This window comes from Proteus sp. G2674, assembly GCF_009915195.1.
Classification (GTDB): domain Bacteria; phylum Pseudomonadota; class Gammaproteobacteria; order Enterobacterales; family Enterobacteriaceae; genus Proteus; species Proteus mirabilis.
This window is the reverse complement of the sequence record NZ_JAABLS010000042.1, coordinates 54503-70284: the sequence shown is the minus strand read 5'-3', so window position 1 is coordinate 70284 and position 15782 is coordinate 54503. Positions and strand designations below refer to the sequence as shown.

The following is a 15782-nucleotide window of genomic DNA, read 5'->3' as shown; positions in this document are numbered from 1 at the left end:
GCCCAAACTACAGGCGCCTTATTATTTTGCCGAGTTGCTCACAGAGCTTCTTGTTATCAGGTTATTTAGCGTCTTTTCCTTCTAACACTTTAATCGCTTTTTCAACGCCAGCGCCATATTCAGGATGAACTTTGGTAAATAAGTCGATTTGACGTTGTTGTGTTTCTTTACTTGCTTGTGATAATTCGCCCGCAATACGCGCAAACATACGTTGATGCTCGTCATCGCTTAATAGCTCATACAGTGCACGAGGTTGGCTGAAATAATCTTCATCTTCACGATGGTTCCAGTGATCGGCTGCACCTTCAATAGAAAGTGGTGGCTCTTTAAAGTCAGGTTGCTCTTGGAACACACCGCCACTATTTGGCTCATAAGTAATACCATTACCACTATTACCATCAACACGCATAGCACCATCACGATGATAATTATGGAATGGGCATTTTGGTGCATTAACAGGGATTTGATGATGATTAACGCCTAAACGGTAACGATGCGCATCACCATAAGAGAATAGACGACCTTGTAACATCTTATCTGGGGAGAAACTAATACCTGGAACAATATTCGCAGGGCTAAATGCAGCTTGTTCAACATCAGAGAAGTAGTTATCTGGATTACGGTTTAACTCAAAGTAACCGACATCCATGAGTGGATAATCAGCATGTGGCCAAACTTTGGTTAAATCAAATGGGTTATAAGGCACGGTTGATGCCTCTTTTTCTGGCATGATCTGAATTTGTAACTTCCAACGCGGATAATCACCACGTTCAATGGCTTCAAAAAGATCACGCTGAGAGCTTTCTCTATCTTTACCTACTAGAGCTTCCGCTTCATCATCCATTAAGTTCTTGATGCCTTGTTGGCAACGGAAATGGAATTTAACCCAGAAACGTTCATTATCTTTATTGATAAAGCTATAAGTATGGCTACCAAAACCATGCACAAAGCGATAGCTTAAAGGTAAACCACGATCGCTCATATCGATAGTTAATTGGTGTAGAGATTCTGGTAAATGAGAAAAGAAATCCCATTTATAAGCCATATTACGCATATTAGTGCGAGGGTCACGTTTTACGATATGGTTAAGATCAGGGAATTTAAGTGGATCACGTAGATAGAATACAGGAGTATTATTACCCACCATATCCCAGTTACCTTCTTCTGTATAAAATTTTAAGGCAAATCCACGAATATCGCGCTCAGCATCAGCTGCACCACGTTCACCCGCCACTGTTGAAAAACGAGCAAACATTTCTGTTTTTTTACCCACTTCAGAGAATATTTTAGCTCGAGTATATTTCGTAATATCGTGAGTGACAGTAAATGTACCAAAGGCACCAGAGCCTTTTGCGTGCATACGTCTTTCAGGAATAACTTCACGATCAAAATGGGCGAGTTTTTCTAAAAACCAGACATCTTGTAGTAACATTGGGCCACGAGGTCCTGCTGTTATTACATTATTATTATCTACAACTGGTGCACCAGCCGCCGTTGTGAGCTTTTTCTTTTCCATCACATCTTCTCCAATTTGTGGAATAGTGAACATTAAAAAATAGCATGGGTGAATAAAACGAAGCGAACAGCCTTATATTTATTATGGTTAATTTTTACTGTAATTCCACTTTAGCAAGATTAAAATTATTAATAAAACCCATTAGACCGATAGTATTGATAGATGTAACTTATTTACATAGATTGAAAAATCTAAACATTGACTTTCAATTCTCAGTAAAATTGTTTAATAAATTTGCTGTATAATTATAAGTTAGGAAAATTATTTGCTGGGGTAATCATAATGAAAAAGTTTTTATTATTAGGAGCAATGAGCGCATTACTTATTTCTGCTAATGCCAATGCCATATCGATGAATGTGCAAGCGGGTAAACATTATACCGATGTACAAGCAGGTTTAGGTGATGCCGATTCTGGACTTTCTTTTAACGGTAATTGGGCACGTAGTGATCACGATGGTCAATTAGGTAGTTTAGGTGCAAAATTTGCGTTACCTCTTGGCCCATTCTCAGCAAGCATTGGTGGTAAAGCACTTTACCTCTCTCCCAAAAATGGTGATGACGGCGCGGCATTAGCTGGTGGTGTTGGACTTAATTGGCGTGTTTTACCTTCACTGAGTGTTTATGGTGAAGCTTACGCTTCGCCGGAAGGATTAACCTCAGGAAGTAAATCCTATTATGAAGCTGATGTTGGTGCTAAATACACGGTATTTAAACCACTTCATGTTAATGCGGGTTATCGGGTGATTGAAATTGAAAACGCGCATAATCACAGTAACAATAAACTTGCTGATGGTTTCTATGTAGGAGCTGGTTTAAGTTTCTAATATCAATAACGGGAACATTAGGTTTTTCCCGTTTAGTTATTTATTTTTAGCAGGTGTTACAATTAACACCTGCTTTTTATTTGATTTTTATCAGCTAATTGTGATTAACCCACTTGTGGCAATATATTAAAGGTAATCGCTATTTGAATACCAATCACTACTAACCCGCAGATAAATACAATAGCTAAGGCTGGCTTACCGCCTTTAACTTTATAATGCTCTGTAGTCTGCTTTTGCTGTCTTACTTTCCATACCAGTAGTGCCGGTAATAATAGTGCGAGAATAGATAAAGCAATTGCGGCATAGGCTAAGGCTTGCACAAAGTTAGGGAAAAATAACGCACAGAATAGCGGTGGAACAAAGGTTAATAAACCAGATTGAAAACGACCAGATGCGCGATTACTGCGTTTAAACAAATCAGCTAGATAATCAAATAATCCTAATGCTACGCCTAAGAAAGAGGTGGCGAGTGCAAGGGCTGCGAAAAGGTTGACAGCAATATTGACTCGCGGTGTAGCAACCACATCACGGATGGCGGTGAGTAGGCCATTTAAGCCAGATTCTTGGGCTAAAATCCCCATAAAGGTGGTGGTGGGAATAGCTCCTAATGTTGCTAATTGCCATAAAATATAAGCAATAAGAGGGATTGCGCTACCTACGATAAATATGAGGCGTAGTTTTTTGATATTGCCATCCATGTAACTGACAATACTGGGTACACTACCGTGGAAACCAAAAGAGGTAAAAATAACCGGGATCGCAGAAAGAACGAGTCCCTGAGCGATAGGCATAGAGGTTAAGTTGACTTTTTCCACATGGGGTAACATGACTACCAGCATAAAAATTAAGAAAATAACTTTTGCTGTAAAGAGTAAGCGGTTAATCATATCCACAGAAGTGGTACCAATACCGACTACCGCACCACCAATAACTGTAAATATAATGATACCTTGTGTGATGGTTATCTTATGACCAATCCAAGAAGATAAAGTCGAAGCTAATAATTCACCCGCACCACTGATATAAGCCGTTGTTAAAGCATACATAAGAAGTAGCAAAGCTAAACCTGTAACGACTTGTCCTCCAATACCCAGATAACGTTTCGCAATAGAGCCAAGGCCTGTATGGGGATCGTTGTATTGATAGACTTCCACTAATAAAAGCGCGGTGTAACTCATTAATAGCCATAAGCCCACCAGCAATAACACCATGGTACTAAAGCCAATACCCACAGCAGCAAGTGGCATTGCCAACATTCCTGCACCAATTGTTGTTCCTGCAACAATAAATACACTGCCTATAGTGCGATTTTTCACAAAGTCCTCGTTTTTCCAAACTATTTTACCTAGTTAAAAGTAGGGTATAAGAATGGTAAATTTCTGTCAAATTTTAATTACGATAGGTGTAATGTTTTGTTTACAAAATAAAGAGGATATAAAAAAACGCCAACATTTTGTTGGCGCTATTTATCATGTCTTTGGTTGTTGAATGACAAAAAAAAGATTAATTAATCATCAAGCTCAACCATTCTTCTTATTTGATCACGATTAATTTGTTTGATTGCACCGGTTTCAGCATCTTTATAAATAATTAATCCGGTAGACTCATCTTCTTGAGGTTTATCTGTGGTCAAAATGGTTTGTCCATCGACGGTTTCAATTTTTTGTGGAGATGAACAACCTGCTAATAGTAGTAAAGAGAAAGAGGCGGCACAAATCGGTAAAATAGTTTTTAGTTTCATAGTAACGATCCTTTTTATAACTCTGTTATTTAACTTTAGTTAAAAATACGCATTTGTGTTAGAAAAAGAACAATATAAGAAAACAGTGATCATTATAGTCAATGGTTTTACTTTGTGCAGATCTCGATTTCGATATCACTCACAGGGTGACAGCTACAAGGTAAAATTTCATCAGCTTGAATAAATGCCAAGGGCTCATTGCGATAACATACTTTGCCTTTTACTAAGCGTAATCGGCAAGAGCCACAATAACCTTCTCGGCATTGATATTCGATTTGAATTTTGCTGCGCTCTAACGTATCCAACAAGGAAGGATGCGTTTCAGAGCTAAATTCTAGTGCGGTTGATAGACCCTGCTGGTGCAGGGTCACTTTATGAGATGCCATAATGTATAGCGCTAGTTCTCTGTTTTACAGTTCGAAGTTACTTAAATCATCAGTATCTACTTGTGAGTCGATTTGACCGACTAGATATGAGCTTACTTCAACTTCTTGTGGTGCAACTTGCACATTATCAGATACTAACCAAGCATTAATCCATGGAATAGGGTTTGAACGTGCTTTAAACGGCAATTTAAGTCCTACTGCCTGCATACGAATATTAGTAATATATTCAACATATTGGCAAAGGATCTCTTTATTTAAACCGATCATAGAGCCTTCTGAGAATAGGTATTCTGCCCACTCTTTTTCTTGCTCTGCTGCTTCAACAAATAGGTCATAACATTCTTGTTCGCATTCTGCGGCAATTTCGGCCATTTCAGGATCATCTTGACCTGAACGCAGTAAATTGAGCATATGCTGTGTGCCAGTTAAGTGTAATGCTTCATCACGGGCAATCAATTTAATGATTTTAGCGTTACCTTCCATCAGTTCGCGCTCAGCAAAGGCAAATGAACAGGCAAAGCTGACATAGAAACGAATCGCTTCTAAAGCATTAACACTCATTAAGCATAGGTAAAGCTGTTTTTTGAGCTTACGTAAAGTAACTTCAACAGTTTTACCTTTTATTTGATGCGTACCTTCACCAAACATATGGTAAAGGTTAGTTAAATTGATTAACTCATCATAATAAGATGAGATATCACGAGCACGTTTTAAAATCTCTTCATTTTCAACAATATCATCAAAAACAACCGACGGATCGTTGACGATATTACGAATAATATGGGTATAAGAGCGTGAATGAATGGTTTCAGAGAACGACCATGTTTCTACCCAAGTTTCTAATTCTGGAATCGAAATTAAAGGTAAAAATGCCACGTTAGGGCTTCTACCTTGGATCGAATCAAGCAGAGTTTGATATTTTAAATTACTAATAAAAATGTGTTTTTCGTGATCGGGAAGCGCATTGTAGTCAATACGATCACGAGAAACATCAACTTCTTCTGGACGCCAGAAGAAAGAGAGTTGCTTTTCAATTAGTTTTTCAAAAATAGGGTACTTTTGCTGATCATAACGCGCTACGTTAACAGGTTGCCCAAAAAACATGGGCTCCTGAAGCTGATCATTTCTAACTTGTGAAAAAGTGGTATAAGACATAGCTTCCTCAATTAAATTTTACACGCGCCGCCTTCACAATCTGAATCTGCCGTTTCAACGACTTCTTCCAGATCACCTTGTACATCTTCTGCACCATCACGGGTATTGTGATAATAGAGTGTTTTCACACCATATTTATAGGCGAGCAGCAAATCTTTTAGCAGCTGGTTCATAGGAACCTTACCACTAGGGAAACGAGTAGGATCGTAGTTAGTGTTGGCAGAAATCGCTTGGTCGACAAACTTTTGCATAATACCGACTAACTGCAAATAACCTTCGATACTTGGCATTTGCCACAGTAATTCATAAGCCCCTTTTAGGCGCTCATACTCTGGAACCACTTGACGTAAGATGCCATCTTTAGAAGCTTTAATACTGATATAACCACGAGGTGGCTCGATACCATTGGTTGCATTTGATATTTGTGATGATGTTTCTGATGGCATCAATGCAGAGAGCGTTGAGTTACGTAAACCGTATTGTTTGATCTCTTTGCGTAAGCTTTCCCAGTCATAATGCAGAGGTTCATTAGTCAGTACATCTAATGATTTTTTATAAGTATCAATAGGTAAGATACCTTCTGCATAGGTGGTTTCATTAAACCATGGGCATGCCCCTTGCTCTTTTGCTAATTCATTTGATGCTTTTAATAAATAGTATTGAATAGCTTCAAAGGCACGGTGTGTTAAGTTGTTTGCACTACCATCTGAGTAGCGAACACCGTGTTTAGCCAGATAATAAGCAAAGTTGATCACACCAATACCCAGTGTACGACGACCCATAGCACCTTGTTTAGCTGCTAAAATTGGATAATCTTGGTAATCTAACAAAGCATCTAACGCGCGAACGGCTAAACGTGCTAGCTCTTCTAAATCGTCTAGATTTTCAATCGCCCCAAGATTAAAGGCCGAAAGTGTACACAGGGCAATTTCACCATTTGGATCTTTAATATCATTTAATGGTTTGGTTGGTAGTGCTATTTCTAAACATAAGTTTGATTGACGGATAGGTGCAATCGCCGGATCAAACGGACTGTGTGTATTACAGTGGTCAACGTTTTGAATATAGATACGACCTGTAGAGGCACGCTCTTGCATCATGAGTGAGAATAATTCAACCGCTTTAACTTGTTTTTGGCGAATACTCTTATCTTTCTCATATTGTACATATAAACGTTCAAATTCGTCTTGATCAGCAAAGAATGCATCATAGAGACCCGGCACATCAGACGGGCTAAATAATGTAATATCCTGACCTTTGATTAAACGTTCATACATTAATTTGTTTAACTGCACACCATAATCGAGATGGCGTACACGGTTATCTTCAACACCACGGTTATTTTTTAATACCAGTAGGCTTTCAACTTCTAAATGCCATAAAGGATAAAATAGCGTTGCAGCACCACCACGTACCCCACCTTGTGAACAAGATTTTACCGCAGTTTGGAAGTGCTTATAGAATGGGATACAACCGGTGTGGAATGCTTCACCATTACGAATAGCACTACCTAATGCACGAATACGACCGGCATTAATCCCAATACCTGCACGTTGAGATACATATTTAACAATAGCACTTGAGGTCGCATTGATAGAATCAAGGCTATCATCACACTCAATCAGAACACAGGAGCTAAATTGACGTGTCGGAGTTCTTACACCCGCCATAATAGGTGTTGGGAGTGAAATTTTAAATGTGGATACCGCGTTATAAAAGCGCTCAATATAATCCATACGCGTCTCTTTTGGATAACGCGAAAATAGGCAAGCGGCAACTAACACATAGAGAAATTGTGCACTTTCGTAAATATCACCAGTAATACGGTTTTGAACAAAATATTTACCTTCTAGCTGTTTCACTGCTGCATAAGAGAAATTCATATCACGTTGATGAACAATAAACTTATCCATCTGTTCGAACTCTTCTTTGGTGTAATCTTCAAGAAGATGACGGTCATATTTACCGAGTTCAACTAAATGTTTAACGTGATCATACAATGCCGGTGGCTCAAATTGACCATAGGCTTTTTTACGTAAATTAAAGACAGCAAGACGAGCAGCAAGATACTGATAATCAGGTGTTTCACCAGATATTAAGTCTGCAGCAGCTTTAACCAGTGTTTCATGGATATCGGCAGTTTTGATACCATCATAAAACTGAATCTGAGAACGTAACTCAACTTGAGAAACAGAGACATTTTCTAGACCTTCAGCGGCCCAAGTAATAACACGGTGAATTTTGTCTAAGTCAATGCGTTCTTTATGACCATCACGTTTTGTGACGAGCAGGCTGTGATTCATGAGCGATGCACCTTTCTGGCTTTAATGACCTATAAATGGGCAACCTGAAATTTTATACCGCAAAAAAGCGCTCCCGATGACAAACATTGCCAAGGAGTCTTGTGGTGTGAAATTTAAGGAAACACAATATATAGGGGTTTGTTCAAATGGTGATAACAAGATAATGGTAATTGAGGGATTGATCAAGTGTACAAATCTGAATGTTTCTGTGGATAAATAGGGGATAATTTTTTTAACAACTGCCTGTACCCTGCATAAATACAGGCAGTCAGAAACTTAAAACGACGCTAAAAAGAGGCAAAGTCAATTTTTAAAAATGTGATCGTTTGATGTTTTATTAAACCAAATCAATCTCTCTATTTCACAAATCCGAATTATCGGTCGCTTGAGTGTGCACCATGTAATTAACATCAACATTTGGCGCTAATCGGAATTTGTCTGTAATAGGATTGTAATGTAACCCAATCATATTTTTGCTACGTAAATTGGTTTCATCGACCCAGCTTAATAATTCTGAAGGACGAATAAATTTATTCGCATCATGGGTGCCTTTAGGAACCATATTCAGAATATACTCCGCGCCTACCACCAGCATAAACCACGCTTTTTTATTACGGTTGATGGTAGAAAAGAATACATGTCCACCTGGTTTCACAAGTTTGGCACATGATCTTACAATGGAGGAAGGGTCTGGAACGTGTTCTAACATTTCCATACAAGTGACCACATCATAGCGTTGTGGATATTCTGCGGCATGGTTTTCAACCGTATCTTGTATATAGGTGACAGGGATACCGGTTTCCAGTGAGTGGAGACGTGCGACTTCTAATGGCTCTTTACCCATATCAAGTCCGGTTACTTCTGCACCAACACGGGCCATACTTTCAGATAAAATACCGCCACCACACCCAACATCGAGTACTTTTTTACCAAATAAGCCATCAGCACGTTCTTGGATATAATTAAGTCTTAGTGGATTGATGCGATGTAGGGGTTTAAATTCACCTTCAAGATCCCACCATCTTGATGCGACACTCTCAAATTTGTCGATTTCATGCTGATCTACGTTAGCATGCAAAGAGGTTGTTTTATCATTCATCAGAAAGTATTACTCCTATTTTCATATTACCGATGATTCTACCAATGTTAGAGAGCGAAATCGAAGCTAAATCGAAGAGAATCGCGAAAGAGTGATTAATTTCATTGTTTCAGTTTTCCTAAAATTGGCGATTTGTGGTATAGTTCTACACCTTTGAATCCGTAGTATGAGGGACAGTGGCTCCATGAGCGACATTGCCAGAGAAATCACACCAGTTAATATCGAAGAAGAGCTGAAAAGCTCATATTTGGATTATGCGATGTCCGTTATTGTAGGACGCGCATTACCCGATGTTCGAGACGGACTGAAGCCAGTACACCGCCGAGTGCTATTTGCGATGAATGTACTGGGAAACGATTGGAATAAACCTTATAAAAAATCAGCCCGTGTTGTTGGGGATGTAATCGGTAAATATCACCCGCACGGTGACAGTGCTGTCTATGAAACGATTGTTCGTTTAGCACAGCCTTTTTCTATGCGCTACATGTTGGTTGACGGTCAGGGTAACTTCGGGTCAGTTGATGGTGACTCCGCGGCGGCTATGCGTTATACCGAAGTTCGTATGGCGAAGATCGCCCATGAACTGCTGGCGGATTTGGAAAAAGAGACGGTCGACTTTGTTCCTAACTATGATGGAACAGAAAATATACCGGCTGTTATGCCAACCCGTATTCCAAACTTGTTAGTTAATGGCTCTTCAGGTATTGCCGTTGGGATGGCAACGAATATCCCTCCGCATAACCTCGGTGAAGTTATCGACGGTTGTCTTGCCTATGTTGATAATGAAGACATCACCATAGAAGAATTAATGGAATATATTACCGGGCCTGATTTTCCGACTGCTGCGATTATTAATGGTCGCAGAGGAATATTAGATGCTTATCGTACAGGGCGTGGAAAGATTTATATCCGTGCTCAGGCTGATATTGAAACTGATGAGAAAACGGGTCGCGAAACCATTATCGTGACAGAAATTCCTTATCAGGTGAATAAAGCCCGTTTAATTGAAAAAATTGCGGAGCTTGTAAAAGATAAACGTATTGAAGGTATCAGCGGATTACGTGACGAGTCTGATAAAGACGGTATGCGTATTGTTGTTGAGATCAAACGTGATGCAGTCGGTGAAGTAGTATTAAATCACCTCTTTTCACAAACTCAAATGCAAGTCTCTTTTGGTATTAATATGGTTGCGCTTCATCAAGGCCAACCAAAATTATTGAACCTAAAAGAAATTATCGCAGCCTTTATTCGCCATCGTCGTGAAGTGGTGACTCGTCGTACCATTTTTGAATTACGTAAAGCGCGTGATCGTGCTCATATCTTAGAAGCACTTGCGGTCGCTTTGGCCAATATCGATCCTGTGATTGAATTAATTCGTCAAGCACCAACCCCAGCAGAAGCGAAAGCAGCATTAATTGCCCAACCTTGGGATCTCGGTAGCGTGTCTGCGATGTTAGAGCGTGCTGGTGATAGCAATGTTGCTCGCCCTGAGTGGTTAGAGCCACAATTTGGTGTGCATGACGGTAAATACTATCTAACAGAACAACAAGCACAAGCCATTTTAGATCTGCGTTTGCAGAAACTAACCGGACTTGAGCATGAAAAACTGCTAGATGAATATCGTGAATTACTGCTACAAATTGCTGAATTATTGCATATTTTGAGAAGCCCCGAGCGTTTAATGGACGTTATTCGTGAAGAGCTAACAGCAATTAAAACACAATATAACGATCCTCGTCGTACTGAAATCACTGAAAATACCGCTGATATTAATATCGAAGATCTGATTAATGAAGAAAATGTGGTTGTGACACTATCTCACCAAGGTTACGTTAAATATCAGCCATTGACTGATTATGAAGCGCAACGTCGTGGAGGAAAAGGTAAGTCAGCCGCAAGGATCAAAGAAGAAGACTTTATCGATCGCCTACTGGTGGCTAATACACACGATACTATTTTGTGTTTCTCAAGTCGTGGTCGCCTGTACTGGATGAAAGTTTATCAGTTACCAGAAGCGAGCCGCGGTGCTCGTGGTCGCCCAATTATCAATTTATTACCTCTAGAACAAGATGAGCGGATCACCGCTATTCTTCCAGTAAGAGAGTATGAAGAAGGTAAATTTGTCTTTATGGCAACGGCGAGCGGTACGGTTAAAAAGACACCATTACAAGACTTCAGTCGTCCTCGTAGTGCTGGTATTATCGCGGTTAATTTAAATGATGGCGATGAGCTTATCGGTGTTGATTTAACCGACGGTAGTAATGAAGCCATGCTGTTCTCAGCAGATGGTAAAGTGGTTCGTTTCGCAGAAGAGTGTGTTCGCCCAATGGGTCGTACTGCGACAGGTGTTCGTGGTATGAAACTGGTTGATGATGATAAAGTGGTTTCACTGATCATTCCTCGTGGCGAAGGTGATATCTTAACAGTGACTGAAAACGGTTATGGTAAACGTACCGTTCAAAGTGAATACCCAACCAAAAATCGTGCAACACAAGGCGTTATCTCGATTAAAGTGAGTGAGCGTAATGGTAAAGTGGTAGGTGCTATTCAAGTTGAAGAAACTGACCAGATTATGATGATCACCAATGCCGGAACGTTAGTGCGTACCCGAGTATCGGAAGTCAGCATTGTGGGACGTAATACACAAGGTGTTACCTTGATCCGTACTACAGAAGACGAGCTAGTCGTTGGCTTACAACGTGTTGAAGATGAAGATGATGCATTAGATGATGATGAAGTTGATGAAATGATCAGCGACAATATCTCTGATGTTCCAGAGTCTGAACCAACAGATGATGCGGATAGTGAAGAAGAATAATAGCTATTTTTCAGTAACTTAAAGCAAAAAAAGCAGGCGGAATGCCTGCTTTTTTATATTATAAGCATTTATTAGTCAAAAAATTTTATCAGTCATCAGAAAAAATTATCCTGATGATAAAGATCATCTCATTCAGACCTAGAGTAACTTCTGTTAGAATGAGAAAGTTGATTATCTGTATTACCGATTAGGGTGGTTATTTGCGATATCTTTCGTCATTTAAAACGTCATTAAAAATTTCCCGCTACCTTTTTCGTGCACTGGGTATCATGTTGTGGGCAATGGGCGCATTATTAACCATGTTTTATCTCATCAACATCTTTAATGATACTAAATCAGATATCCGACAAGAATATAGTAATAACTATACCGATTTATTGGGCTTCTTTCGCCAAACCTCGAGTACTATCCGCGATTTGCAATATTTAGCAGAGCGGCATCAAGAGCAACTCAATTTAAACCCTAAGATGAATAATTCTTTTTTTTATGAAGGGCCTTTTTCACTTCATAAATTAAGTGAAAGTGCCGATTGTGAATTATTCAAAGGGCAAACAAACAATTATTTTCGATCATTTAATAGTATTCTGTATTACTGGAAAGATAATACCCCTGCTTTACAAGGTATCAACCAAGTATTTATGGTTGGCTCTCATAGTATGTGTATGATTAATTTCCCATTGCGTGCATCACCTATTGATACTGAACTGTTGAAAAAAATGGTTTACGAAAATACACGTAATTACATTAATCAACGAGCTCAAGGGAAAGAGAGTAATCAATACTGGATAGTACCTGATGCCAAGGGGGATAGCGGTATCCTCTATGTCATGTCGCCAGTTTATGCGTCAGGGAAATTTATTGCACTCATTGGTATTGAAAGGGCGATCCGATTGGAGTATTTTTCACCTACGAAAGATCGCGTTATCTCTATTCATCTTTTAAACAATAAAAATAATCCAGTCTTAAGTTATCCTGAAGAGAATAATTATCGCAGTGTAAGGGATGTACCGGATGTTAGTGCTCCTTACTTTGGTTTTGATGATGATTTTAGTGATTTAGTTGCAAAACGTAAGCTACTTCCTTCTTCTTTTAGTGTGGTCTATTCACTACCATTAAAACAAATTTTAAATGAATTTAAGTTTACTATTTTTAATGCCATTATTTTAAATATCATTTCGGCGATTGTTATCTTTATTTTCGTTTGGATTTTTGAGCGAAAAATATTTTCACCTGCAGAAAATAATGCTTCACGCTTAGAGGAGCATGAGCAGTTTAATCATAAAATAGTCGCGTCAGCCCCAGTAGGAATAAGTATCTTAAGAATACGCGATGGCATGATTATTTTAAGTAATGAGCTCGCCCATAATTATTTTCGCTTATTAAGCCATAGTGATAAACAAAATATTCTCTCTATTATTGCTGAAAAAAGTAGCAATATAGTGGATGTGGTCACTAATAATCATAATCATTTGCAAATTAGTTTTGTGAATTCACGTTATCAAAATGAAGATGTGGCGATTTGCGTATTAGTAGATATCAGCGCTCGTGTTAAAATGGAACGCTCTCTACAAAATATGGCAACGGCCGCAGAACAAGCAAACCAAGCTAAATCAATGTTCTTAGCGACAGTCAGCCATGAGCTGCGTACACCACTGTATGGCATTATTGGTAACTTAGAATTATTACAATCATTGACGCAAAATGAAGAGACTGCCAGATTATTAAAAACAATGGATAACTCTTCATCGCTGCTACTCAAAATTATCAGCGATATCCTCGATTTCTCGAAGATAGAATCGAAACAATTAAAAATTGACGTTAAGCCATTCAATTGTCGCCAAGTTGTCTCTTTTGTTATCTCTAACTATTTGCCGTTAATTGCTAAAAAAGATTTAGCTATTTACTGCTTTATTGAGCCGGATGTACCTAAAATCGTTAATAACGATCCGGTTCGTGTCCAACAAGTTATCTCTAATCTACTAAATAATAGTATTAAATTTACTACGACAGGATGTATTACTTTGCACTTGTATCGAGATGAATATTATCTCTATTTCGATATTCATGATACCGGCAGAGGGATAAATGAAAAAATGCTTCATCAGCTTTTTGAACCCTTCTTTCAGGTCTCGCAAAATACAGAAAGTGCTTCAGAAGGTACAGGATTAGGATTAGCGATTTGTGAAAAACTGATTAACTTGATGGATGGTGATATCAGTGTTGTTTCTCAAGAAAATGTAGGTAGTCGTTTTACTGTGCGGATCCCTTTATATGGCGCACTAAATTCGAGTGATGGACAAACCAAATATAATCTCTATAAAGAGAGTACTATTCGCTGCTTTATCAGTATTAAAAATCTCTATCTAGAAAGCTTTGTTGAACGATATCTAAGTTATGTAGGCTTACATTGTCAATTATTCACGGAAGTGACTCAGGTATCTGAGAATGATTTTATTATCACCGATCATGATGAATGTTTAGATAACTCTTGCCAATTTATCCGTATTTATGAACACTATTTTGAGCCTGCAAAGAAAATCTCTGAGAATAATTGGTTATGTAGTACATATAAATTAAATGAATTAATTAAGATTATCCTACAATTACCACAAACAAAATTAGAGTCTGATGACTCAGAGAATAATGCGTTAATGACGGATCACGATCTACAATTATTGACAGTACTCATTGTTGATGATCACCCTATCAATCGTTTATTGTTGACCGATCAACTGAAAAAAATTGGTTTTAATACCGCAACGGCAGAAGATGGTTGTGATGCTTTAGCCTTTATGCAAGAAAATCATGTCGATATTATTTTAACCGATGTCAATATGCCAAATATGAATGGCTATCAATTAGCGACAACAGTGCGTGAATTGAATCGCACTATTCCTATTATTGGCGTTACAGCAAATGCGATTGCCGAAGAAAAACAACGTTGTATTGATGCGGGAATGAATGATTGTGTCTCCAAGCCAGTCTCTCTTACTGTATTAAAAGACGTATTACTCACCTATGTGGCATAATCCAACGATTAATCTCGGAAAAGCGAGGTTTTTTCATGGTAGATCTGATTGAAAAATTTCGATATTACAGTGATAAATATTGTTGCTAGGTTGCCGGCTTAGGATGATAGGGGAAGAGAGGAAAACATTTTTTTGTTGCCAACGATGTGATGGCGAATAAAAAGTAATAAAAAAGCAGAGAAGCTCCCACAATGGGTATGAGCTTCCTGATTTTATCTATACAGCATAGAGAAGAAAAGTTAACGGGTTAGCTTTCTCCGTTAATTTCCTTATCAATAGTGACTGATGATAGGTAGTTAAGCAGAGCGATATCATTGTCGACACCGAGCTTCATCATGGCTGATTTTTTCTGACTACTGATAGTCTTGATACTACGATTGAGTTTTTTAGCAATCTCAGTGACAAGGAAACCTTCGGCAAATAAGCGCAACACTTCACTCTCTTTGGGGGATAGGCGTTTATCACCATAACCATTGGCATTCACTTTTTCTAACAGTTTAGCCACGCTTTCAGGCATAAATTTCTTGCCTTTTTGCAATGCTGCAAGTGCTTTAGGTAGATCAGCAGGTGCACCTTGTTTTAATACAATACCTTCGATTTCAAGGTCAAGAACAGCACTTAAGATAGCTGGGTTATTGTTCATAGTGAGTACAATAATAGACAAATTAGGATAATGTCTTTTGATGTACTTTATCAACGTAATACCATCACCATATTTATCACCAGGCATAGATAGGTCGGTGATAAGAGCATCTGCATTTAATTTAGATAAGTTATTGATAAGTGAAGTGGAATCTTCAAATTCACCAACAACATTAACCCATTCAATTTGTTCTAAAGATTTACGAATGCCGAATAAAACAATTGGATGATCATCGGCAATAATAATATTAAGGTTATTCATGTTTAA

General features: G+C 38.5%; 11 protein-coding genes. 3 read left to right on the top strand and 8 right to left on the bottom strand.

Annotated features, from left to right (window positions below):
* Positions 1-61 precede the first annotated feature (61 nt).
* Positions 62-1516: a catalase gene (locus GWI58_RS17060; RefSeq protein WP_004248382.1), complete on the bottom strand. Its 1455-nt coding sequence runs from the start codon at positions 1514-1516 to the stop codon at positions 62-64.
* A 282-nt stretch (positions 1517-1798) separates the two neighbouring features.
* Between GWI58_RS17060 and GWI58_RS17055 the strand changes: the two genes are divergently transcribed.
* Entirely contained in the window at positions 1799-2341 is a 543-nt protein-coding gene (locus GWI58_RS17055; protein ID WP_094960009.1) for a YfaZ family outer membrane protein, read from the top strand.
* 104 nt (positions 2342-2445) lie between these two features.
* Here the strand turns inward: GWI58_RS17055 and tyrP are convergent, their stop codons facing one another.
* From tyrP to ubiG, 6 genes are all read right to left on the bottom strand, one after another.
* Positions 2446-3657, bottom strand: a complete 1212-nt coding sequence (gene tyrP, locus GWI58_RS17050; protein ID WP_004248379.1) for a tyrosine transporter TyrP — start codon at positions 3655-3657, stop codon at positions 2446-2448.
* 191 nt (positions 3658-3848) lie between these two features.
* Complete coding sequence (locus GWI58_RS17045; protein ID WP_004243656.1) at positions 3849-4082, bottom strand: YgdI/YgdR family lipoprotein; 234 nt, start codon at positions 4080-4082, stop codon at positions 3849-3851.
* Between the two features lie 107 nt (positions 4083-4189).
* On the bottom strand, positions 4190-4468 hold the full coding sequence (gene yfaE, locus GWI58_RS17040; protein WP_004248377.1) for a class I ribonucleotide reductase maintenance protein YfaE: 279 nt from the start codon (positions 4466-4468) through the stop codon (positions 4190-4192).
* A gap of 24 nt (positions 4469-4492) precedes the next feature.
* Complete coding sequence (nrdB, locus tag GWI58_RS17035) at positions 4493-5623, bottom strand: class Ia ribonucleoside-diphosphate reductase subunit beta (protein ID WP_004248376.1); 1131 nt, start codon at positions 5621-5623, stop codon at positions 4493-4495.
* Positions 5624-5634: 11 nt separating this feature from the next.
* A complete protein-coding gene (gene nrdA, locus GWI58_RS17030) occupies positions 5635-7926 on the bottom strand; it encodes a class 1a ribonucleoside-diphosphate reductase subunit alpha (protein WP_004243653.1) in 2292 nt (763 codons plus the stop codon).
* Positions 7927-8287: 361 nt separating this feature from the next.
* The gene (ubiG, locus tag GWI58_RS17025; protein WP_004243650.1) at positions 8288-9025 is read right to left on the bottom strand and encodes a bifunctional 2-polyprenyl-6-hydroxyphenol methylase/3-demethylubiquinol 3-O-methyltransferase UbiG; all 738 of its coding nucleotides are present in this window, start codon (positions 9023-9025) and stop codon (positions 8288-8290) included.
* A gap of 184 nt (positions 9026-9209) precedes the next feature.
* On the opposite strand from ubiG, the gene gyrA reads away from it, so the two are divergent.
* Both gyrA and rcsC read left to right on the top strand, forming a co-directional pair.
* Complete coding sequence (gyrA, locus tag GWI58_RS17020; protein WP_004248375.1) at positions 9210-11843, top strand: DNA topoisomerase (ATP-hydrolyzing) subunit A; 2634 nt, start codon at positions 9210-9212, stop codon at positions 11841-11843.
* 200 nt (positions 11844-12043) lie between these two features.
* Positions 12044-14872 carry a two-component system sensor histidine kinase RcsC gene (gene rcsC / locus GWI58_RS17015; RefSeq protein WP_110229090.1) on the top strand — a complete coding sequence of 943 codons (2829 nt, stop codon included), beginning with the start codon at positions 12044-12046 and terminating at the stop codon, positions 14870-14872.
* A 247-nt stretch (positions 14873-15119) separates the two neighbouring features.
* Here rcsC and rcsB read toward each other — a convergent pair whose 3' ends face one another.
* A complete protein-coding gene (rcsB, locus tag GWI58_RS17010) occupies positions 15120-15776 on the bottom strand; it encodes a response regulator transcription factor RcsB (RefSeq protein ID WP_004243646.1) in 657 nt (218 codons plus the stop codon).
* Positions 15777-15782: the final 6 nt, after the last annotated feature.

Excerpts from the sequence above, each read along its gene's own strand:
- GWI58_RS17060 (WP_004248382.1), bottom strand. The coding sequence starts at position 1,516 with ATGGAAAAGAAAAAGCTCACAACGGCGGCTGGTGCACCAGTTGTAGAT.
- GWI58_RS17055 (WP_094960009.1), top strand. The coding sequence starts at position 1,799 with ATGAAAAAGTTTTTATTATTAGGAGCAATGAGCGCATTACTTATTTCT.
- GWI58_RS17045 (WP_004243656.1), bottom strand. The coding sequence starts at position 4,082 with ATGAAACTAAAAACTATTTTACCGATTTGTGCCGCCTCTTTCTCTTTA.
- yfaE (WP_004248377.1), bottom strand. The coding sequence starts at position 4,468 with ATGGCATCTCATAAAGTGACCCTGCACCAGCAGGGTCTATCAACCGCA.
- nrdB (WP_004248376.1), bottom strand. The coding sequence starts at position 5,623 with ATGTCTTATACCACTTTTTCACAAGTTAGAAATGATCAGCTTCAGGAG.
- nrdA (WP_004243653.1), bottom strand. The coding sequence starts at position 7,926 with ATGAATCACAGCCTGCTCGTCACAAAACGTGATGGTCATAAAGAACGC.
- ubiG (WP_004243650.1), bottom strand. The coding sequence starts at position 9,025 with ATGAATGATAAAACAACCTCTTTGCATGCTAACGTAGATCAGCATGAA.
- gyrA (WP_004248375.1), top strand. The coding sequence starts at position 9,210 with ATGAGCGACATTGCCAGAGAAATCACACCAGTTAATATCGAAGAAGAG.
- rcsB (WP_004243646.1), bottom strand. The coding sequence starts at position 15,776 with ATGAATAACCTTAATATTATTATTGCCGATGATCATCCAATTGTTTTA.